The sequence below is a fragment of the Chromohalobacter beijerinckii genome (assembly GCF_023061185.1).
In the GTDB taxonomy this organism is placed as follows: Bacteria; Pseudomonadota; Gammaproteobacteria; order Pseudomonadales; family Halomonadaceae; genus Chromohalobacter; species Chromohalobacter beijerinckii.
Genome location: NZ_JAKGAK010000009.1, coordinates 1 through 20,954, shown reverse-complemented (window position 1 = coordinate 20,954; position 20,954 = coordinate 1). Strand labels below are relative to the sequence as shown.

Sequence of the window (20,954 nt, the reverse complement as noted above, 5' to 3'; positions counted from 1 at the left end):
GCCATGATCTCCCCATTGCCTATCCTCAAGTGCTTTCGCGTGCGATCAAGCGATAGCCGATATCGATCCGAGGTTGAGAAGGCGGTCGACCTTCTAGCCGTTCCAGCAGTAGCTTCGCCGCCTCGACTCCCATTTCGAATCGTGGCACCGACACGGTGGTCAGCGTAGGCGATAGGTGTTCGCCGAGAGACAGACCCAGATAGCTGCCCATGGCAATGTCGTCAGGCATGCGGATTCCCTGACGGTTTGCCTCGAGGATCGCGCCGGCTGCGAGGTTGTCGTTGGCAAAGTGAAGCGCATCGAGGTCGGGGCGGGCAGCCAGCGCTTCAAGGAAAACACGGCGTCCTGCTGCATAAGAGGATGGTTCCTCACTCGTAAACAGAAGGTCACTCTCGACCCCTGCGGCAGCCAGCACCTCGCGATGTCCTTCGAAACGTTGCCGGGCACGATAGTCACGCGCCATCCCGACCCCGAGGAAAGCGATGCGTCGATAACCACGGTCAAGGAGATGCTGGGCCATACAGGCCCCCGCTCGCGGGTTGTCGACACCGACATTCATATCGATGCAAGGCAGCCCCAACTCCATGATCTCGACCACTGGCCGGCCCCAGGTCTTGAGGCGTTGCACGGTGCTATCGTTATGTTTTAGACCAGTCAAAATGACGCCCGACGGCGAGTAGCCCAGCACCGAATCGATCAGTGATGTTTCACGGTCCAAGTCGAAATCGGTCGAGCCCAATAACACTTGATAGCCAGCGTCTTCGAGCGTCTGCTGGATGCCGTGTACTACCTCGATAAAGGTCAGGATGGATAGCGATGGCACCACGACCGGGATGACTCGCGTGCCCGCTGATGCGAGACCTCCGGCGATGAGGTTGGGGACATAACCCAGTGATGTCACGGCCTGATCGACACGTGCGCGTAGTTTTGATGACACCTTATCGGGCGTGTTCAAAGCTCTAGATACCGTAATCGGGGCCACCCCAGCTTCTTTTGCCACATCGTCGATGGTGACTCGGTTGTCGCCATGATGGCGGCGTCTGCCCCGCGGTGATGGCTTCTCTTTTGCCATGAAAGGTGTCCTCGTGCTGTACAGATTGTATTCCTACTATCCCATTCTGATGGGAATGATCTGGTAGCGCTACCAATAAGTCTAAGTCAAATGTCCTTGCTTTTGGTAGCGCTACCAAAAAGCCCATGCTAGCTTGTTTGATAACAACGACAAACGACCGGTTCTGGTCGGCAGGAGCACGCCAATGGAGTTATCCCGGCATGAAGGGCAATTGCCACGGATCACTGCCCGCTACCGTATCGAGACCCCGTGTGACCCCGAACGGGCTGCCGAGGCGATGGCCGGCGAACAATCCTCCGGCACGTTCCTCAAGCTGGCTGGAGAGACTGAGGCGCTGCGTGAGCGCCATGCTGCCCGGGTCGAGTCGGTGACCTGTCTGGAGGTCGGCGCCACGCCCTCCTTGCCGGGGGCTCTACCCGGAGACACCTACACATCTGCCGATGTGGTTCTGTCATGGCCACTCGAAAACATCGGGACAAGTCTGCCTAACTTATTGGCCACGGTATTTGGCAATCTCACCGAGCTCCGTGAGCTCTCTGGCATACGCCTAACGGATCTGGTCATGCCGGCCTGCTTTATCGAAGCATTTCCAGGCCCGCAATTCTCCATCGAAGGCACCCGACGGCTTTCCGGTACCGAGCAAGGCCCTTTGGTCGGCACCATCATCAAGCCGAGCGTCGGGCTTACCCCAGAGGAAACGGCGGCACTGGTCAAACGGCTCATCGAAGGGGGCATCGACTTCATCAAGGATGATGAGTTGATTGCCGATCCTCCCTATTCGCCGCTGAGCGAGCGGGTGCCTGCGATCATGCAGGTCATCAACGAGCATGCTCAGCGGACCGGGCGTAAGCCGATGTATGCCTTCAATATCACGGGCGATACCGACGAGATGCGCCATCGTCACGATCTGGTCCGCGATCATGGGGGGACGTGCGTCATGGCTAGTGTCAACTGGATTGGCCTGGGAGCACTGGCTGCGCTGCGGCGCCACTCGCAATTGGCAATTCACGGCCACCGCAATGGCTGGGGCACGTTCTATCGTCATCCAAAGCTCGGTATTAGCTATCGCGCTTATCAGGCTTTGTTGCGACTGGCGGGAGCCGATCACCTACATGTCAACGGTCTCGCCAGCAAGTTCGCTGAAGAGGATGCCTCGGTCATGGACTCCGCTCGCGCCTGCCTTACGCCATTGCTTGAGAGAGCGGAGCGCGATGACCGTGCCATGCCGGTATTTTCTTCGGCGCAAACCGTTCATCAAGCACGCCCCACCTTCCAACAGTTGCAGTCGACCGATCTGATCTACACCTGCGGGGGAGGCATCATGGCTCACCCCGATGGCGTCGCCGCCGGGTGTCGCAGCATACGTGCCGCATGGGAGGCCGCGTCCATTGGCGTCTCCCTGGAGGATCACGCCAAGCAGGAACCCGACCTTGCGGTCGCGTTGCGGGCTTTTCGCAGCCCGTTTTCAGGATGAAGCAGCGATTACGCCAACCAAGCTCAATCCGCCAAGGAGAAGCCGACATGAAGACAATAAAAGCTAGCGGCATCGTGCTCGCCGGTCTCATCACTCTGGGAGCTACAACGAACGCTTCGGCCGAGGAAATGGCCATTGCTCTGCACGTGGAACCTTCACACCCCATGTTCAAGATCGGGGAGAGGATCAAGCAACGTATCGAGTCGCAAACCGACGGTGAATACTCGGTGACCCTGCTGGGTACCGAAGTCGGAGGAGAACGCGACCAGTTGGAAGGGGCGAGTTACGGTGAATATGACATCGCTCTGGGGGGGTCGATGCCCATGACGCTATACGCGGAGAAGTTTGCCGCGGCCGACCTACCCTTTGTTTACAGTTCCAGCGATGAAGCTCGTGAGGTTTATCGCGGCGAGAGTGGAAAATTGCTCAACGAGCAATTGGTGGCCAATGGCAATCTCAGGCTGGTGGGACTCTCGGCACGTAATCCGCGGAACCTGACCTCTAACTTCCCGGTTAAAACTCCCGACGATATCCAGGGGGTGCGTATGCGGGTGCCAGAGATTGCGCCTTGGATCAAAATCTGGAAGCAGATCGGAGCGCTACCGAGCCCCATCGCCTGGCCTGAAGTCTATACATCGCTGCAGACCGGGGTGATCGAGATGCAGGAAAATCCGGTCGATTTGATTCAGGCCGGTAAGCTTTATGAGGTACAGGATTACGTCAATCGGACCGAGCATGTGTATTCGTTCTTCCATTGGCTGATGAACGAGGATTTCTATGAGGGGCTCTCCGATGAGAACCGCGAGATCATTCTCGGCGCCATCGAAGAAGCCACCGCATGGGGCGACGATATGGTAGCCAATGGGCAGGAGGAAACGTACGCCGAGCTTAAAGAAGAGGGAATGGAGGTCGTGGAACCGGACGTTGCCGCCTTCCGTGAAGCGGCGAAACCCGCCATTCGTGAGATCGCCTCAGGCTATAACCCACAGGTACGCGACTACGTATTGTCGCTGATCGAGTAAGTGGCTGGGCGGTCCAGCGCTCATCGGAGTTGCCGGGCCGCCTTCGCTATCCTTTACGACCTACCTCTGCACGGAGGTCTCCCTGTGAAAAACGCGGAACGTATCACCTATATGGTCGATCTGTTTTGGAAGCTTTTGACCGCCATCGTCATGACGGCTTTCGCTCTGATGCTGATCATCATGGCGATCCAGGTCATCTCGCGCTATGCCCTGGGCATGGCAGTTCCCTGGACCGATGAAGCCTCGCGCTACCTGTTCCTCGCTGAAATTTTCTTGGGCTCCGTATTAGCGCTGCGCTTGCAGGAACACATTCGGATTACTGTCGTGACCGATATGCTACCGCGTCCCCTGCGTCATCTGGCAGGTATCTTGGCAGATATTGCTTGCATGTTGGTGCTGCTGATGTTGATAGGTGGTGCCTGGAACATGATGGAGCGCACGGCGGGTGTCATGGCTAGCACATTCGATATGAGTTTTTCCTATATCTATTTGGTCCAGATGATCTCCGCTCTCCTGATGATGGGCATCTTACTTGTCAATTTGTACCGACGAATCGTGTCTATCTGTCTGCCCGTTAGCGATCAACGCCGGAGTCTATGACTATGGAAGTATTCACCATCATGTTCATTGGGTTGATCGTCCTGCTAATGCTGGGCGTCCCCGTCGCGTTTGCCATGATCGCGTCTTCTGCCCTCGTATTGGGCTATACGCGGGGCTTCGATGCCATTCCCATAGAAATGATCTCTCAGCGCACTCTTTATGGAGTCAACAGTTTTACCTTGTTGGCTATTCCTGCTTTTCTCTTCATTGGCCGCTTGATGAATTCGGCAGGCATATCGGACCGCGTTTTCGACGTGGCACGTACCATGGTTGGCCATTTCAAAGGGGGGTTGGGCCACGTCAACGTGGTAGCTAGCATGCTGTTTGCAGGTATGTCGGGGTCGGCAGTCGCTGATGCCGGTGGCCTTGGAGCGTTGGAAATAAAAGCCATGGAGGATGATGGATATCCAACGGGGTTCAGTGCTGCTGTCACCGCCAGTTCAGCCACTATCGGTCCGATCATTCCACCCAGTATTCCCGCCGTTATTTACGGGGCTTTGGCGAATGCTTCAATTGCTTCTATCTTCCTCGCGTCGATCATTCCCGGTTTGTTCATGGGGCTGGGACTGATGCTCATGGTGGCTATCATTTCACATCGCCGTGGATTCCCTACACGAACTCGGGCACGCCTCAACGATGTCTTGCGGGCGCTTTCGCGTGGGCTGTTACCTATGTTGACCCCGTTGATCATCATCGTGGGGATTCTCTCAGGCGTGTTTACGCCTACAGAAGCTTCGGTGATTGCCCTGTTGTATTGCATGATCATCTCGTTCCTGGTTTATCGCTCGATCACCTTTAGGGAGTTTCTGGGGATTCTCCGAGCCACTGCCATCGATACTGCCGCACTGCTTTTCATCATTGCTGGAAGCGCTCTTTATAGCTGGGTGCTGGCGCGTTACCAAGTCACAGCGTTAGTAGCGGATTTTCTGTTGGCTACTGTGACCGATCCGCTCGGCCTGATGTTGTTGTTGGTCGTGTTCATCCTGCTGATCGGGTTGTTTATCGACTCGGTACCGGCTTTGTTTCTCTTGACCCCCCTGTTGGTACCGGTAGTGACTCAATATGGCATCGACCCCGTGCACTTTGGTGTGGTCATGATCTTTACCTTGATGATCGGTTTGATCACGCCACCGGTGGGTACGGTCCTATTCACCATACAAAAAATAACCGGGATGTCATTCGTAGGATTGGTACGGGAGACCATACCTTTCTATATCCCTTTGTTCGTGGTGCTTCTGATCATTACGTGTTTTCCATCGATCGTCATGTTTTTGCCCAGTTTGATTCTTGGTTGACCAGCAAAAATTAGTAATAATGTAAAATAAGGAGAGTTTTCCATGTCCGTATTGATTACAGGTGGGCTCGGCCACGTCGGCTCCTGGGTGGCCTACCAATTAGCCAAGCAGGGCAAGCAAGTCATTATCTGCGATATGGCAGCAGGCCGTTTCGAGAATTTAGGGCTTGACTATCTGGAAACGGTTCGCGACAAGCTGATTCTGGAAAGTATCGATGTGTTGGACTATCACAGCTTGTTCGAAGTCATGCTGCGACATCGAGGAGACTTAGAGGGAGTGATTCATGGTGTCTCGGTGATCGCTGGGCCGAATTTTCAAACACGGCCGTACAAGCACACCACTATCAACACCAATGGCACTCTTAATGTGCTTGAGACTTGTCGTATCTTGGGTATCAAAAAAGTGGTCAATATGAGCTCTGGTGCCGTGTATGGCGATGCGTCGGGCCCACAGAGCGAGGCGACACCCTACAAGGCGACCGATCTGTATGGAGCCACCAAGATCGCGGGCGAATTGTTCGGTTTGCAGTACACAGATACTTTCGGCATGGACGTAAGAAATGCCCGGTTGTTCTTTGTCTACGGCCCTGGCAAGCGTCCTTCGGACATGCACCAAGTCTATCAAGCCATGTTTGGTCCCTTGGAAGGGCTGGATAACATTCTAGCTCCCAATGGCTCGGAACAGGCTTTGGACTGGACCCACGTGCATGACACGGCGACCGGCATCGTGCAGCTGTTCGAAAAGGAAAGCGTTACTCACCGCAACTTCAATATCTCCAGCGGCGTGACGGTGGCACACACCGACATCATCAAGCATGTCGCCGATCTGATCGGAAAGACATCCAACGTCCAGCTTGGACCTGGCGTATTCGTGGGCCGTGGCGCACCGCTGGATATCTCGTTGGCGGAGCGAGAAATAGGCTTTGCCCCAAAGTTCACCGATATCCGAGAAGGATTGCACGATTATTGGCAATGGCTTAAGGGCATTCAGGGGCGCGCCTGAAGGTGTTCGTTAGCCTTCCTTTTACTCGTCGAAATGCTGCATCTATCCGCTCAACACCTTCGCCTCCATAGCGCAGAGGGTGGCGTTGGTGATCAGATCGCGAATAGGGACAAAACGCTGCCCCGGTAGCGAGCTGTGCTGCGCACCTAGCGTGAAGATCGTCGCCATACAGGGCAGGAAACGCCGGTACGGTTCCGTGGCGCTCCTGTGTCCGATGGCCTGCGAGGCGGGGGAGAGTCCCCGCCTGCTGGGTTATGGTCAGCTAGCCGAGTCGTACTCTGCAGATGCTTTCGGGCCCCATGCCCAACGCAATACAAGCACCACCGTAAACAGTGCGGCCACCCCGCTGAGTCCCCCTATCCAGGCCGAATCTGTCAGTCCGGCGACGAAGAAGGCGATGATCCCGGATGTTCCTGCGCTCATTGCATAGGGTAATTGGGTCCGTACGTGGTCGATGTGGTCACACGAAGAGCCGGCCGAGGAGAGGATGGTGGTATCCGAAATCGGCGAGCAATGATCGCCGAAGATACCGCCGCTGAGCACAGCGGCAATGGCCAACGATAACGACATGTCCATTGCAGCAGCCACCGGCATGGCGATGGGGATCATGATCGCGAAGGTGCCATAGGAGGTGCCGGTGGTGAAGGCGACGAGCGAGCCGATCAAGAACAGCAAGACGGGAATCAGGCTCGGCGCGATGCCGGCCTGGGCCAGCGTGACCAGATAATCTGCAGTGCCCAGCTGCGAGGTCACGCTACCGATCGACCAGGCCAGGGTGAGAATGATGTAAACCAGCGTCATGCTCTTGATGCCGGTGACCACCAGATCCATCGCTTCGCGAAAATCGAATAGCCGCTGTTGCAGTCCCATGCCCAGCGCTACGCTGACCGCCAGGAAGGTCGCGATCAGGATCGATAGGCCGCCCTCGGCTTCTCCCATCGCCGTGATCAGGTCGTTCTCGGGGAAGTTGCCGGTCCACAGGAACAGGGGCGGAATCATTCCCACCAGCACCAGGATCGGCACGAGCATGTTGCGCTTGCGCGAGCTCTCTTCGGCAACGCCCAGCATCTCGGTCGCTTCGCGATCGGACGGCGGCTGGGCGTCATCTGCCAGCAGCTTGCCACTCACCCGTGCGCGCTGCTCGGCCTTGGCCATGGGGCCGAAATCCGATTGGGTAACGACGATCACCAGAATCAACAGCAGCGCCAGCCAGGCATAGAAATTGAGCGGAATCGACGACAGATATATCAGATACTCGGAGCCCGTCATGTCCATCTCGCCAAGCTGGGTGCCGATCAGTCCCATGACGAACACCACCCAGGTGGATACGGGCCCCAACAGGCACATGGGCGCCGAGGTCGAATCGACGATGTAGGCGAGTTTTTCTCGCGAGACGCGCATGCGGTCGGTGATCGGCCGCATGACGCTTCCCACCGTCAATGCATTGAAATAGTCCTCGAAGAAGATCAGCACCCCGAACCCCAGTGTGGCGCTCTGGGCTCCGCGCGGCGAGGCCACCTTGGAGGAAATGGCGCGGGCGATGGCATGGGCACCGCCGGTTCGCTGCAGCACGGTGATCAGTACCCCGAACAGGCCGCAGTAGATGAGAACGGTGGCGCTCCACTCATCGCCTACGCTGGGGATGATGAAATCCGCGAAACTATCGTAGAGCCCGGCTGCTGGGTTGCCACCACTGAGCATTGTCGCCCCCAGCCACACCCCACAGAATAACGCGGGAATCACGTTGCGAGTCACCAGCGCCAGTATAATCGCGAGCAATGGAGGGAACAGGGAAAACAGGCCAAAGGACATGGAGCGTCTCCATCATGTAATTGTTGTGCGTCGTATCAAGGATGGGACAGTAGGCCCAACCGTTGGAAGGGAGTCCCCGGTCCGCGTTCGATCGCCACGGCTACACCCCATAGCCGTTTTTCGGCGAACCCAGGCATGAGCTTGTAGATTGGCGTGGGTTCGCGTGGATCTCACTCCAAATTCTGGATCTGCTCGCGCATCTGTTCGATCAACACCTTCAACTCCACCGCGCAGCGGGTAGTGTCGGCGACGATGGATTTCGAGGAGAGGGTGTTGGCTTCGCGGTTGAGTTCCTGCATCAGGAAGTCGAGGCGGCGGCCGATGGGACCTTTTTGCGTGAGCTGACGTTCGACCTCGGCCACGTGGGTCTCGAGACGGTCGAGTTCTTCGGCGACGTCGGCCTTTTGGGCAAGCAGGGCGATTTCGGTCTCGAGGCGTTGTGGGTCGAGTTCGGCCTTGAAGGCGTTCAGTCGGTCGGTCAGCTGTTGGCGCTGGTTGTCCAGAATGGCGGGCAGGTGCGCGCGAACCTCGGCGACCAAGTCGCGAATACCCTCGAGCCGCTCGCGGATCAACGCCGCGAGACGCTCGCCTTCGCGGGCGCGGCCGACGGTCAGGTCGTCCAGCGCGGTTTCGAACAGTGCCTGGGCGGCCTGTTGGACGCGTTCGAGGTCGACACCGTCGCTTTCCAGCACGCCGGGGTGATCGAGCAGCGCCAGGGCATTCGGCATGGCGGCGTCGGGCACCTGTGCGCGTACTGTTTCCAGCGCTTGGGCCAGGGTGGCCAGGCGCGTTTCGTTGACGCTGAGCGTGGTGTTGTCGTGGGCCGGGTCGAAACGCAGCGTGCATTCGACCTTGCCGCGTGAGAGGCGCTTGCGCAATGCATCGCGATAATGCGGCTCGAGATCGCGCAGGTTATCCGGCAGGCGGAAATGGGGTTCCAGGTAGCGCTGATTTACCGAGCGCAACTCGAGTTGCAAGCTGCCCCAGTCGGCGTCCTGCGTCTGCCGGGTGAAGGCGGTCATACTGTACGCCATGCGATTCTCCTGCGCGGTACGTGGCCAATCATTCAATTCTGCAGTCTAACCGATTCACGGTCCGCGTGAGGCCCGCTTGGGTGTAGAATGCGCGGATCGTCGTGGCATGGCCGCGACTGGACGTTTCGGCCCGGGGTCTTGCGATCCGGGTCTTCCGAAGTGAGTGTTTCGATCGACGATGCAGAGAGGTGGTATGCGCCCGAGTGGACGACAGCCCGATGAACCCCGCGAGATCACCCTGGAACGGGGCTATACGCGCCATGCGGAGGGGTCCGTACTGGTGAGCTTCGGCGATACCAAGGTGTTGTGTAACGCCAGCGTGGAAGCTGGCGTGCCGCGCTGGTTGCGTGGCAAACAACAGGGGTGGATCACCGCGGAATATGGCATGCTGCCGCGCGCGACGCACACGCGTGGCGGACGCGAGGCCACGCGTGGCAAACAAGGCGGACGCACGCTGGAGATCCAGCGCCTGATTGGCCGTTCGCTGCGCACGGTGGTGGATCTCAAGAAGCTGGGTGAATTCACGATCACCGTAGATTGCGACGTGATCCAGGCCGATGGCGGCACACGCACGGCGTCGATCACCGGTGGCTGTGTGGCGCTGGTGGATGCGATCCATCACTTGCAACGCGAGAAGCTGCTCAAGAAGGATCCCTTCAAGCAGTTGGTGAGCTCGGTGTCGGTGGGCATCTTCAAGGGCCAGCCGGTGGTGGATCTCGACTACCCCGAGGACAGCACGGCAGGCACCGACATGAACGTGGTGATGGCCGAGGATGGCGGCTTGATCGAGGTGCAGGGTACCGCCGAGACGGCGACGTTCACCCGCCAGGAGCTCAATGCGATGCTCGATCTGGCCGAGGGTGCTGGGCGTCAGCTGTTCGATCATCAACGCGAGGCGCTGGGCTTTCGCGACTGATCGCAGACGATACCATACGGCAAGAACGCACGACGCCGGCCTAGGGCCGGCGTTGTCATTTGCGCGGGACCAGCGACGTTACAGCTCGAGATCGTACTCGACGATAAGCGGCGCAAATTCAGAGAAGGTCGCGTCGCGGTCGATCCAGGCATCCACCACGTGGCGGCGGAACTCGGGGCCAACGATCTGGTAGTCGAGGCGCCAGCCTTCCTGACGCATGCGAGGCACGTCCTGATCGAGCTTGGGCCACCAGGTATACTGGCTGGCATCGCGATTAACCTCGCGGAAGGTGTCGATATAGCCCATCGGCCCGAAGACCTGATCCATCCACGCGCGCTCTTCGGGGCGAAAGCCCGGCGTGGTCTGGTTATCGGCCCAGTTGGCAAGATCGATGGTCTTATGCGCGATGTGCCAGGTGCCGCAGATGATGTACTCGCGGCGTTTTTTCACCATCTTGCTGAGATATTCCTGGTACTGATTCATGAAGGACTGCTTGGCCTCCATGTCGCTACCGTCGGGCATCAGGAAGCTGGCGATGCTGAAGCGATCGTAATCGGCCTGCAGGAAGCGTGCTTCGTTATCGCACTGGGGGAAGCCCAGCCCGTACATGATGGCCTTGGGAATCTTGCGGCAATAGAGTCCTACACCCGAGAAACCGTCTTCCTCGGCATCCAGGAAATAGCCTTCGTATCCCTCGGGGAAAAGAATGCTGTCGTCGAGTTCGAAGCTTTTGGCCTTAAGGTTCTGGACGCAGACGACGTCGGCGTCCTGATTGGCCAGCCAGTCGAGAAACCCCCTCCCGACCGCTTCGCGGATTCCGTTGACATTGATGCTGGCGATTTTCATACATGGTCCCTTTTTCGTCGCGCGTGTATGATACCTGAGCTTTCGACGTTTAGGTAAATGTGTAATAGCGATCAGGGTGATAGGGAGTCCGGCGTGACCGCGCAGCTGCAACCATATCAGCAGGAGTTCATCGAATTCGCCATCGAAGAAGGCGTACTCTCCTTCGGGGAATTCACCCTCAAGTCCGGGCGGGTCAGCCCTTATTTCTTCAACGCCGGCCTTTTCAAGAGCGGCCGTGCCCTGGCACGTCTGGGCCGATTCTATGCCCAGGCCATCGCGCATAGCGGGCTCGAGGCGGACGTGCTGTTCGGCCCTGCCTACAAGGGCATCCCGCTTGCCACCACCACAGCCGTGGCACTGGCCGATCATCATGACCGTGACTTGCCGTTCGCGTTCAACCGCAAGGAAGCCAAGGCTCACGGCGAAGGCGGCAACATCGTCGGCGCGGCGCTCGCCGGGCGGGTGCTGATCATCGACGACGTCATTACCGCGGGCACCGCGATCCGCGAGGTCATGGACCTGATCGATGCCGCCGATGCCCAGGCGGTGGGCGTGGTCATCGCCCTCGATCGTCAGGAGTGCGGCCAGGCCGAAGATGGCACCCAGCGCCACAGCGCCATCCAGGAGGTCGAGGCACGCTATGCCATGCCGGTCGTGAGTATCGTCACGCTCGACCAGGTGCTTGCCTATCTCGAAACTCATGCCGGTAACGACCTCAAGCCTCATGCCGAGGCTATTCGTGCGTATCGCGATCGTTACGGTGTGCGTCTCGACGGATAAGGTTTGAAAACGGCGTTTCTAAACTGATGCGATTATGCCATAGTGGTGGCAGTGTTCACCATCTTTTGCGGGAGTCTCCCATGATCAAGTCACTCGGTTTTGCGCTCACCTCTGCCGGCCTCCTGCTGGCCAGCCAGCAGGCCATGGCGCTCAGCGTTTCCGCCAACGCGGGTGCCGACTCGCATGGGATCGAAGCGAGCCAGAGCATCTTCCCGACCCTGCGCGCCAGTGTCGGCTACTTTTCCTCGGACGATAGCGGTCATGACGCCGACGCTTATTCCGGGTCGTTGATGTTCTCGCCCTATCTGCCGCTGGTCGACCTCTCGGTGGGCGCGCGCTATCAATACCAGGACACGCACTTCGGTGACGGTGGCGGCGTTGGGCTCGGCGGTTCGGCCTACGTCGATACGCCGATTCCGCTGACCTCGGTGGGTGGCTACGGCTTTTACACGCCGGATGGCCTGAGCCACGGTGACATCGAGAAGAGCTACGAATACGGCGCCCAGGCGCGAGTCAATGTCGTCTCGCAGACCTATCTCTATGGCGGGTATCGCTATTACCGCACCGACTTCGACGAGAGCGGCGAGCATACCCTCGACAGTGGGCCGGTAGTAGGCGTCAGCGTCGGCTTCTGAGGGCGCCCGGCTGCGCCGGGAGCTGAAAGCTTTAAGCTGGAAGAAAGGTCCAACGCATAATCTATAGCTACGGGCTACGGGCTACGGGCTACGGGCTACGGGCGTTGGCGTTGGTTCCAGGGCGCTGTAGAAAGCACCGATCGGCGTCCCATTCGGGGCGCCGATTGCGTATCATGGGGGCTCATCGCCGCCATGGCACAGTGATCCTCATGCTCGATATCGTACTCTTTGAGCCCGAAATTCCACCCAACACGGGCAATCTCATCCGTTTGTGCGCCAATACCGGCTTCCGCCTGCATCTGATCGAGCCGCTGGGCTTCGCGCTCGACGACAAGCGTCTGCGCCGCGCGGGGCTCGATTACCACGAGTGGGCGCGGGTCAAGGTACATGCTGACTGGAGCGCCTTCGTGGAAAGCGTCCAGCCGACGCGTGTGCTGGCGGTGTCCACGCGAGGGCGCACCGGTTATCACGAGGTTGCCTATCGGGAAGGCGACGCCCTGGTCTTCGGTCCCGAGACTCGCGGGCTTCCACAGACCATGCTCGACGCCTTGCCGCCGGCGCAGCGGCTGCGCATTCCCATGCTGCCCGACAGCCGCAGTCTGAACCTTTCTAATGCCTGCGCGATCCTGGTCTTCGAAGCCTGGCGACAGCTCGAGTTCGCCGGGGCGGGGATCGCCGATGCGAGTACGGCACCGACGTCATGAGCACTACGCCCTCGATTCGCCAGCGCCTCGCCAAGCTCAACCCCCGTCAGCAGGAAGCCGCGCGCTATATCGACGGCCCTTGCCTGGTGCTGGCCGGTGCCGGATCCGGCAAGACCAGCGTGATCACCACCAAGATCGCCTACCTGATCCAGGAATGCGGGATGAGCGCGCGCAAGATCGCGGCGGTAACCTTCACCAACAAGGCGGCGCGCGAGATGAAGGAGCGCGTGGGGGAGATGCTCCAGGGACGCGAGGGCTACGGTCTGACGGTCTCGACCTTCCACACCCTGGGGCTCAACATCATTCGCGGCGAGCTGAAGACGCTGGGCTACAAGCCGGGCTTCTCGCTGTTCGACCCCGAGGACGCCAAGGCACTGCTGCGCGACTTGATGCAGAAGGAAGCGGATACCGACGCCGAGCAGATCAACGCGGTGCAGGGGCAGATTTCCCAGTGGAAAAACGACCTGGTGCTGCCGGGACAGGCGATCTCGCATGCCGCGGATGAAGACGCGCAATACGCGGCGCGGGTGTACGAAGCCTACAGTCGGCATCTCAAGGCCTACAACGCGGTCGACTTCGACGATCTGATCCTGCTGCCAGTGGTGCTGCTGCGCGACAATCCTGATGCGTTGGCCCGCTGGCAGCGCAAGATCCAGTACATGCTGGTCGACGAGTATCAGGACACCAACGTCAGCCAGTATCAGCTGGTCAAGCTGCTGATGGCCGAGCGCGCCACCTTCACCGTGGTCGGCGACGACGACCAGTCGATCTACGCCTGGCGTGGCGCGCGCCCCGAAAATCTGGTCACTCTGGGCGAGGACTTCCCGCGTCTGAATGTCATCAAGCTCGAACAGAACTACCGCTCCACCGGTACCATTCTGCGCGCGGCCAATACCCTGATCGGCAACAATCCCCACGTCTACGAGAAGACCTTGTGGTCGGAGATGGGCCAGGGCGATGCCATTCGTGTCATCGTCAACCGCCACGAAGAGGCTGAGGCCGAGCGCGTGGCCAGCGAGATCCTCACCCGGCGCATCAAGGAACGTGCCGAATGGCGCGATTTCGCGGTCCTTTACCGAGGCAACTTCCAGGCGCGGTTATTGGAGCTTAAGCTTCAGCATTACCAGATTCCCTACAAGCTCTCCGGTGGCACGTCGTTCTTCTCGCGCAACGAGATCAAGGATGCCATGGCGTACCTGCGCCTGTTGATCAATCCCGGCGACGACAATGCCTTCCTGCGCATCGTCAACGTGCCGCGTCGCGAGGTTGGCCCGGGGACGCTGGAGAAGCTCGCCAACTACGCCACCGAGCGGCAGGTGTCGCTGTTCGCCGCATGCCACGAAATCGGCCTCGAGCAGGTTCTGCCCACGCGTGCGGTGGAGCGCCTGTCCCGCTTCACGCACTTCATCGACGGCGTGCGCCGGCGCATGGATCAGGGCGATGCCATTGCGGCGATTCGCGACATGCTGCGCGAGATGGATTACGAGGCTTGGCTGTTCCAAAACGCCAGCGCCCCGACCATCGCCGAGCGGCGCATGGCCAATGTGTGGACGCTGGTCGACCAGCTCGAAAAGTCGATGCACCGCGATGACGAAGATGGCGATGCATCCGAGGAGACCGATGACGTACAGTCGGCGATATCACGCTTAGTGCTGCGTGACATTCTCGAGCAACAGGCCGAGGAAGACGACTCCGACCGGGTGCAACTGCTCACCATGCATGCCTCGAAGGGGCTGGAGTTCCCGCATGTCTACCTGATGGGGCTGGAGGAAGAGTTGCTGCCGCACCGTAACGCGGTCGAAGCCGGTACCATCGAGGAGGAACGGCGTCTCGCCTACGTCGGTATCACCCGGGCGCGGCGCACGCTGACGCTGACCCTGGCCCGCCAGCGCAAGGCCTACGGCGAGCTGCTGGACTGCACGCCCAGTCGCTTCCTCGAGGAGCTCCCGCCCGACGACCTCGAATGGGAAGGCCGCGCCGACAAGGAAGACCCCGAGAAGAAGCAGGCGCGCGGCAAGGACGCCATTGCCGGGCTGCGCTCGTTGCTGGGATAGTGCGCCATTGCCTGAATGCTAACAGTGTCATTCGACGGAGCCTTTTATGAACCCACATGCCCTGCGCTCTCTTCTGTTTGTGCCGGCCACCCGACCGGACCGCATCGCCAAGGCCCTGGCCAGCCCGGCGGATGCAGTGATCGTCGATCTGGAAGACGCCGTGGCCGACGGCGACAAGGCTAAGGCCCGGAATGCCCTCGCGGCCTTCCTGGCGGACAACCCTCAGGCCTCGCTCGTGGTGCGCGTGAACGCATCCGATTCCCCGCATCATACGCTCGATCTGGCGCTGTGCGCGCGTCATACGGCCGTCACGCACCTGCTCGTGCCCAAGGCCGAATCCGTCCCAGCGCTGGAGCAGGCCACCGCCTGCGGCAAGCCGCTGTGGCTGCAGATCGAAACCGCGACAGGGCTGCTGGCGTTGCCCGGCCTGGCGGGCATGGCCGGCGTCGAGCGGCTGAGCTTCGGGGCCCTGGACCTGATCACCGAGCTGGGACTGACACCCGAGACGCCGGGTGCGCGCCAAATGCTCGACCAGGGGCGCTACCAACTGGTGGTCCACTCGCGCGCGGCGGGCCTGGCCGCGCCGCTCGAGAGCCCGCATCCCGCCATCGACGACACGGACGCCGTGGCGCGGACGGCCGTTCATACCAAGGAGATGGGCTTCGCCGGCATGCTATGCATCCACCCTCGGCAGTTGACCGCCGTCAACCGGGCGTTTTCTCCCAGCGAGGCCGATGTGGCCTGGGCCAGGCAAGTGATCGACGGCGCCGACCGTGAAGCCGGCGCATTCAGCGTCGCGGGCCAGATGGTCGATGCGCCGGTCGTCAGCCGCGCCCGGGGCATCCTCGCCAAGCACGAGGCGGGTGTTCGCGGTGGACAACACCTGTCCTGACACAGTAGGATATGCCGCGTTCCGCCCTTAGCTCAGCTGGATAGAGCGTTGCCCTCCGGAGGCAAAGGTCGAAGGTTCGAATCCTTCAGGGCGGGCCAAGAATATCTAAAAGCCCGCGAGTCATCTCGCGGGCTTTTTCTTTTCTCTATTCCCCCTCCTGAATAGGCGTGGCAATACAGATGCCGTTTGAGTCCCTCAGTTCGAGATGATGACAACCCTCATGGCTTGGGTATAAGGGCATTTAAGCCGGACGGATGTTCTGGTTGACACGGAAAATGTTTGCCGGATCGAACTTCTTCTTGAGTTTTGCCAATCGCTCGTAGCTCGTACCGTAGGCGAAAGCGACGCGATCGCTCTCATCCCCGGTCAGGAAGTTGATATAGGCGCCACTGCTGGCGAAGGGTTGTGAGCGAGCAAAGAATTCACGTGCCCAGGCAATGCAGTGTACGTCCTCGGCGGCCGTTTCCCATCGCGCATGCACGTTCAATACGTAGTTGGCATCACGGTTTGAGTAGGCCATTGCTTCGGGAAGTGCTCGGCGTGTCTGGCCTCCGATCGTGGCGATGAATATCTCGCATTGCGAAGACGGTAATGCACTGGCGTATTCGATGATGGCATCGATCGGCCCTTCGTCGAGGGTCGAGAAATTATGTGTTTTCCAGTAGTTGCGGGCACCTGGGGTCAACAGTGGGTCGAAAGCCTGTTGCCAGTCGGTATATGGCTGTATACCAATGTGCTCGCCGTAGGCGGTGCCGAATTCGCGCAGCGGCGCGATGTGTGTCTCGCCTTCGGCGGGGTCGCCGGCGTAGCACATGGCGAGGGCGACGATCTCTTTGCCGTGAACTTCCTCAGGCAGAAAGGGCAAGGGAGGGGCCTGGCGAGTGATCATCCACACGTTGAGTTCGTCCGGCATCGTTTCGGTGAAACGGGCAAACTGTGTGATGACCGCTTTCGCTTGGTCGAAGGGGAAAACGATAAGACCGCATAGTACGTTGGGTCCCACCGGATGCAGTTGGTACTCGAAACGGGTCACGATACCAAAATTACCGCCTCCGCCGCGCAGTCCCCAGAAAAGGTCGGCGTTTTCCGATTCACTGGCGTGTAATTCTTGACCATCGGCTGTAATCACCTCCATAGAGAGTAGGTTATCTATGGTCATGCCGTACTTTCGGCTGAGCCAACCGAAGCCCCCGCCCAGAGTTAGACCGGCCACTCCCGTGGTGGAGTTGATACCTAACGGTGTGGCGAGGCCGTACGCTTGGGCGGCGGCGTCGAAATCAGCGAGGGTACAGCCTGGCTCGACGAATCCGTGTTGACGCTCTGGGTCGATGTGCACTCCCTTCATCAGTGAGAGGTCGATCATCAGTCCAGCATCGCAGACAGCGTTGCCTGCGATGTTGTGACCACCGCCGCGTATGGAGAAGGACAAGTCGTGCTGGTGAATGAAGCGTAAGGAATGGACCACATCTGCAGCTGAAATGCAGCGGACAATCATGGAAGGCCTGCGATCAATCATGGCATTCCAGATTTGGCGAACTTCGTCGTATTGCGGATCGTCGGGGAGAATCACGCTTCCCGCGACATTGGTCTTGAACTCCTTTAGTTGGGTCTGTGAAAACTGGCTCATAGCAACCACCGTTACGTATGCCACGGGGCACACACCAAAGGCAGCCCCGGGCGGGGGAGAGGAATACGACCAGTCTGGCGATTAGCCTTATGCCTCACAGTGATCCCATGATTGGCATTTCGTCAGTGGATAAGCACAGTATAGGTGTGAATGTCAACAATCTCCTTCTGTTTATGCTCTTCCATCTTAATGTGTCTGCAGTAGGGCTTGGGGAGCGGATATCTCACTCGGCCACTTCCAGCCGCACCATGTGATAACTCAACGGTGTGAGCGCGCCCTTGAGCGCGGAGCCGTCGACGGTGAGCCCTTGGCCGGGCGTGGGCTGAATATGGCCGGGCTGCTCGGCGGTATTGGCCGCTTTCATGTCGGGATAGTCGATGCTTTGATGCTCTATGAGCCGGCAGGATGTGAAGCCGCCCAGGTCGACATCGAACTCGAGCGAATCGCTGGGATGACGGTTGACGATGAACAGGGCGATGGTGCCCTGGGCTTCGTCGTGCACGGCTGAAACATCCAGATAGGGGACGTCACCGAGTTCATTCACTGGATAGGTCGGGCTGTCGACGGCCAGTCGCAGGGCCTTGCCACGGCCAAAGCGGGAAGCGAAATACAGCGGGTAGAAGATTGTCTGACGCCAGGCGCTGCCGCCACTTTCGGTCATGATCGGTGCGATGACGTTGACCAACTGCGCGATGCAGGCGATGCGCACGCGATCGGAGCGGCGAATGAAGGTGTTGAGCACGCAGCCGATCAGTAGCGCATCCTCGACGTTGTAGGCGTCCTCGAGTATCGCCGGTGCGAAGGGCCAGTCGTTGCCCTGCAGGATGCGTTTGTCGCGCTCGGTGCTGTGATACCAGACATTCCACTCGTCGAAGCAGATGTGCACGTCTTTGGTGGAGCGCTTCTTGGCCTTGATGTAGTCGATCACGCCGGCGATCGAGCCGATGTAACGGTCGAGCTTTTCGCTGAGCGCCAGATAGCTACCCAGGTCGTCGGCGTAGTTGGTGAAGTACATGTGCAGTGAGATGTAGTCGACCGTCTCGTAGCAGTGGTCGAGCACGGTGGCTTCCCACTCGGGGTAGCTGGCCATGTCAGGGTTGGAGGAGCCGCAGGCGACCAGTTCGAGGCTGCTGTCGTAGGCCTTCAGCGCCTTGCCGGTTTCGTTGGCGAGGTGGCCGTATTCGTCGGCGTTCTTGTGACCGACCTGCCAGGGGCCGTCCATTTCGTTACCCAGGCACCACAGCTTGACGTTCCAGGGTGCCTGGCGGCCGTTGCGGATCCGCAGGTCGCTCCAAGCGCTGCCCTCGGGATGGTTGACGTATTCGAGGAAGTTGCGGGCAGCGTCGATACCGCGCGAGCCGAGATTGACCGCCAGCATCATGTCGATGCCGGCCAGCTCGCACCAGTCGGCGAATTCGTGAATGCCCACCTGGTTGGATTCGCGACTGTGCCAGGCTAGATCGAGGCGTACCGGGCGCTCCTCGCGGGGGCCGATGCCATCTTCCCAGTTGTAGGCGGAGACGAAGTTGCCGCCCGGGTAGCGCACGATGGGCGGCGCGAGCTCCTTGACCATGTCCAGCACGTCGCGACGGAAACCGTCGTCGTTCGCCTCGGGGTGGCCGGGTTCGTAGATGCCGCTATAGATGGCCCGGCCCATGTGCTCGAGGAAGGCGCCGTAGAGGCGCTCGTCGATCTCGCTGATGACGAAGTCGCGGTGCAGGGTGACGCGGGTGTGCATGATGATCTCCTTGGCTTGAAGTCAGGAAAAGGCGGAGCCAGTGGCCGGGGATGTCTTGGCGTCGGTATCGGTGGCGTCGTTGTCGCGCTTGCGGATATCCAGATCACGGCGAATGGCATCCATGGTGCGATCGTCGAGACCGAAGAACCAGATGGCGATGGCCAGCACAGCGCTTATGGCGGCGGGTATCAATGTCAGCAACAGGCTGATGGCGTTGAGGGCGTCGGCGCTTTGCTGTTCAGCACCGGCTTGGTATCCCCCCCAGGCAAGCAGGTAGCCGATCATGCCGCCGGAAAAAGCGAGGCCAAGCTTGAGAAAGAACAGGTTGCCAGCGAAGGAAACCCCGGTATTGCGGGTACCGGTTTTCCACTCGCCGTAGTCTTCGGCATCGGCCATCAGCGCCCAGGAAATCGGCGTGCCAATGCCATGTAAGAAGTTGACGATCACGAACAGTACGGTCGCCATAAGCACCCAACTTCCTGGCACTAGGTAGAGCATCACCGAGGCGAAAATGAGAGCACAGGTACTTGCTAGAAAAACGCTGCGCTTGCTGATGCGGTTGCTACACCAGCTGGAAATGGCGGTACCCGCGATCTTTCCGACGACACCGGAAGTCACGAAAACGGAAATGCCGGTAGCCCCCAAACCCAGCACATAGGTGGCGAAGTAGATGGCTGCGCCTTGGCGGAGGAAGAACTGCAATGCTTGCAGAAAGGTGATGCCCAGGATAATTCGCCATTTCTCGTTCTTGGCCAACGCCTTGAGCGTGGCCGTCAGCTTTTCCTGCTGCTTGGGTGGCGGCTGGATGCGCTCTCTTACCGTGGCGAAGCAGAAGCCGAACATCGCAAGCGCGATCACGGACATGATGGCCATGGTGTATTGAAAACCCTGAGTCTCATCGCCGCCGCCGAGTAATTCGACCAGCGGCATCAAGCTGCTGTTGAGAATCAGGTAGGCCACGCCGACGAGGATAAAGCGCCAGGACTGAAACGATACTCGCTCACGGTGATCGTCGGTGATCACACCGCCCAGCGCGCAGTAGGGAATGTTCACCGCCGTGTAGAGGAGCGACATCGCGAAATAAGTGGCGAAGGCGTAGCCGATCTTGGCCGACTCCGACCAGTCGGGGGTGGTGAACATCAGCACGCAGGAAGCGGCCAAGGGCACGGGAACAAACAGGATGTAGGGGCGGAATCGCCCCCAGCGGCTGCGTGTGCGGTCGGCTAGTGCCCCCATGAGGGGGTCGGTGATGGCATCCACGAAGCGCATGGAAATGAAGATGGTCCCCACGATGGCCGGCGAGATGCCGTAGACATCGGTATAGAAGTAGGAGAGATACATGACCACGGCGGCAAAGGTCATGTTGTTGCCGGCGTCACCCATGCCGAAACCTATCTTCTCCATCACGCTGAGCTTGGCGTTACGCATCGCAGGCTCCCGAGAGCTGGTTC

General features: G+C 59.4%; 18 protein-coding genes and 1 tRNA gene. 12 read left to right on the top strand and 7 right to left on the bottom strand.

The window, feature by feature from the left end; translation table 11 throughout:
- Positions 1-25 precede the first annotated feature (25 nt).
- On the bottom strand, positions 26-1,072 hold the full coding sequence (locus tag L1075_RS08790) for a LacI family DNA-binding transcriptional regulator (RefSeq protein WP_246941444.1): 1,047 nt from the start codon (positions 1,070-1,072) through the stop codon (positions 26-28).
- Positions 1,073-1,256: 184 nt separating this feature from the next.
- Here L1075_RS08790 and L1075_RS08785 point away from each other — a divergent pair, with 184 nt between their 5' ends.
- From L1075_RS08785 to L1075_RS08765, 5 genes are all read left to right on the top strand, one after another.
- Positions 1,257-2,546 (top strand): ribulose-bisphosphate carboxylase large subunit family protein, encoded by a 1,290-nt coding sequence (locus L1075_RS08785; protein WP_246941442.1) that lies wholly within the window; start codon positions 1,257-1,259, stop codon positions 2,544-2,546.
- A gap of 47 nt (positions 2,547-2,593) precedes the next feature.
- Positions 2,594-3,568: a TRAP transporter substrate-binding protein gene (locus tag L1075_RS08780; RefSeq protein WP_178998930.1), complete on the top strand. Its 975-nt coding sequence runs from the start codon at positions 2,594-2,596 to the stop codon at positions 3,566-3,568.
- Positions 3,569-3,652: 84 nt separating this feature from the next.
- On the top strand, positions 3,653-4,168 hold the full coding sequence (locus L1075_RS08775; RefSeq protein WP_246941440.1) for a TRAP transporter small permease: 516 nt from the start codon (positions 3,653-3,655) through the stop codon (positions 4,166-4,168).
- 2 nt (positions 4,169-4,170) lie between these two features.
- Positions 4,171-5,463, top strand: a complete 1,293-nt coding sequence (locus L1075_RS08770; RefSeq protein WP_011508502.1) for a TRAP transporter large permease — start codon at positions 4,171-4,173, stop codon at positions 5,461-5,463.
- Positions 5,464-5,505: 42 nt separating this feature from the next.
- A complete protein-coding gene (locus L1075_RS08765) occupies positions 5,506-6,465 on the top strand; it encodes an NAD-dependent epimerase/dehydratase family protein (RefSeq protein ID WP_246941438.1) in 960 nt (319 codons plus the stop codon).
- 258 nt (positions 6,466-6,723) lie between these two features.
- Here L1075_RS08765 and L1075_RS08760 read toward each other — a convergent pair whose 3' ends face one another.
- On the bottom strand, positions 6,724-8,277 hold the full coding sequence (locus L1075_RS08760) for a Na+/H+ antiporter NhaC family protein (protein ID WP_246941436.1): 1,554 nt from the start codon (positions 8,275-8,277) through the stop codon (positions 6,724-6,726).
- 170 nt (positions 8,278-8,447) lie between these two features.
- Positions 8,448-9,311, bottom strand: a complete 864-nt coding sequence (locus L1075_RS08755) for a YicC/YloC family endoribonuclease (RefSeq protein ID WP_246941434.1) — start codon at positions 9,309-9,311, stop codon at positions 8,448-8,450.
- Positions 9,312-9,504: 193 nt separating this feature from the next.
- Between L1075_RS08755 and rph the strand changes: the two genes are divergently transcribed.
- Positions 9,505-10,227, top strand: a complete 723-nt coding sequence (gene rph, locus L1075_RS08750) for a ribonuclease PH (RefSeq protein ID WP_246894353.1) — start codon at positions 9,505-9,507, stop codon at positions 10,225-10,227.
- Positions 10,228-10,305: 78 nt separating this feature from the next.
- Here rph and L1075_RS08745 read toward each other — a convergent pair whose 3' ends face one another.
- Entirely contained in the window at positions 10,306-11,073 is a 768-nt protein-coding gene (locus tag L1075_RS08745) for an exodeoxyribonuclease III (protein WP_246894354.1), read from the bottom strand.
- Between the two features lie 93 nt (positions 11,074-11,166).
- Between L1075_RS08745 and pyrE the strand changes: the two genes are divergently transcribed.
- The 6 genes from pyrE to L1075_RS08715 all read left to right on the top strand — a co-directional run bounded on the left by pyrE (position 11,167) and on the right by L1075_RS08715 (position 16,236).
- The gene (gene pyrE, locus L1075_RS08740) at positions 11,167-11,853 is read left to right on the top strand and encodes an orotate phosphoribosyltransferase (protein ID WP_246894355.1); all 687 of its coding nucleotides are present in this window, start codon (positions 11,167-11,169) and stop codon (positions 11,851-11,853) included.
- An 80-nt stretch (positions 11,854-11,933) separates the two neighbouring features.
- Positions 11,934-12,488 carry a YfaZ family outer membrane protein gene (locus tag L1075_RS08735; protein ID WP_246894356.1) on the top strand — a complete coding sequence of 185 codons (555 nt, stop codon included), beginning with the start codon at positions 11,934-11,936 and terminating at the stop codon, positions 12,486-12,488.
- A 209-nt stretch (positions 12,489-12,697) separates the two neighbouring features.
- Complete coding sequence (trmL, locus tag L1075_RS08730) at positions 12,698-13,192, top strand: tRNA (uridine(34)/cytosine(34)/5-carboxymethylaminomethyluridine(34)-2'-O)-methyltransferase TrmL (protein WP_246941433.1); 495 nt, start codon at positions 12,698-12,700, stop codon at positions 13,190-13,192.
- Entirely contained in the window at positions 13,189-15,246 is a 2,058-nt protein-coding gene (rep, locus tag L1075_RS08725) for a DNA helicase Rep (protein ID WP_246941431.1), read from the top strand. The genes trmL and rep overlap by 4 nt, the downstream gene beginning before the upstream one ends.
- Positions 15,247-15,292: 46 nt before the next feature.
- Complete coding sequence (locus L1075_RS08720; protein ID WP_246941429.1) at positions 15,293-16,138, top strand: HpcH/HpaI aldolase/citrate lyase family protein; 846 nt, start codon at positions 15,293-15,295, stop codon at positions 16,136-16,138.
- A 21-nt stretch (positions 16,139-16,159) separates the two neighbouring features.
- Positions 16,160-16,236, top strand: a tRNA-Arg gene (locus tag L1075_RS08715).
- Positions 16,237-16,379: 143 nt separating this feature from the next.
- Here the strand turns inward: L1075_RS08715 and L1075_RS08710 are convergent.
- The 3 genes from L1075_RS08710 to L1075_RS08700 all read right to left on the bottom strand — a co-directional run.
- Positions 16,380-17,765 (bottom strand): FAD-binding oxidoreductase, encoded by a 1,386-nt coding sequence (locus L1075_RS08710; RefSeq protein ID WP_246941427.1) that lies wholly within the window; start codon positions 17,763-17,765, stop codon positions 16,380-16,382.
- 223 nt (positions 17,766-17,988) lie between these two features.
- The gene (gene arfA / locus L1075_RS08705) at positions 17,989-19,503 is read right to left on the bottom strand and encodes an arabinosylfuranosidase ArfA (protein ID WP_246941425.1); all 1,515 of its coding nucleotides are present in this window, start codon (positions 19,501-19,503) and stop codon (positions 17,989-17,991) included.
- A 21-nt stretch (positions 19,504-19,524) separates the two neighbouring features.
- The coding region (locus tag L1075_RS08700; protein WP_246941423.1) for an MFS transporter at positions 19,525-20,954 on the bottom strand (1,430 nt) is incomplete at its 5' end.

Excerpts from the sequence above, each read along its gene's own strand:
- L1075_RS08790 (WP_246941444.1), bottom strand. The coding sequence starts at position 1,072 with ATGGCAAAAGAGAAGCCATCACCGCGGGGCAGACGCCGCCATCATGGC.
- L1075_RS08785 (WP_246941442.1), top strand. The coding sequence starts at position 1,257 with ATGGAGTTATCCCGGCATGAAGGGCAATTGCCACGGATCACTGCCCGC.
- L1075_RS08780 (WP_178998930.1), top strand. The coding sequence starts at position 2,594 with ATGAAGACAATAAAAGCTAGCGGCATCGTGCTCGCCGGTCTCATCACT.
- L1075_RS08770 (WP_011508502.1), top strand. The coding sequence starts at position 4,171 with ATGGAAGTATTCACCATCATGTTCATTGGGTTGATCGTCCTGCTAATG.
- L1075_RS08765 (WP_246941438.1), top strand. The coding sequence starts at position 5,506 with ATGTCCGTATTGATTACAGGTGGGCTCGGCCACGTCGGCTCCTGGGTG.
- L1075_RS08760 (WP_246941436.1), bottom strand. The coding sequence starts at position 8,277 with ATGTCCTTTGGCCTGTTTTCCCTGTTCCCTCCATTGCTCGCGATTATA.
- L1075_RS08755 (WP_246941434.1), bottom strand. The coding sequence starts at position 9,311 with ATGGCGTACAGTATGACCGCCTTCACCCGGCAGACGCAGGACGCCGAC.
- rph (WP_246894353.1), top strand. The coding sequence starts at position 9,505 with ATGCGCCCGAGTGGACGACAGCCCGATGAACCCCGCGAGATCACCCTG.
- L1075_RS08745 (WP_246894354.1), bottom strand. The coding sequence starts at position 11,073 with ATGAAAATCGCCAGCATCAATGTCAACGGAATCCGCGAAGCGGTCGGG.
- L1075_RS08735 (WP_246894356.1), top strand. The coding sequence starts at position 11,934 with ATGATCAAGTCACTCGGTTTTGCGCTCACCTCTGCCGGCCTCCTGCTG.
- trmL (WP_246941433.1), top strand. The coding sequence starts at position 12,698 with ATGCTCGATATCGTACTCTTTGAGCCCGAAATTCCACCCAACACGGGC.
- rep (WP_246941431.1), top strand. The coding sequence starts at position 13,189 with ATGAGCACTACGCCCTCGATTCGCCAGCGCCTCGCCAAGCTCAACCCC.
- L1075_RS08720 (WP_246941429.1), top strand. The coding sequence starts at position 15,293 with ATGAACCCACATGCCCTGCGCTCTCTTCTGTTTGTGCCGGCCACCCGA.
- L1075_RS08710 (WP_246941427.1), bottom strand. The coding sequence starts at position 17,765 with ATGAGCCAGTTTTCACAGACCCAACTAAAGGAGTTCAAGACCAATGTC.
- arfA (WP_246941425.1), bottom strand. The coding sequence starts at position 19,503 with ATGCACACCCGCGTCACCCTGCACCGCGACTTCGTCATCAGCGAGATC.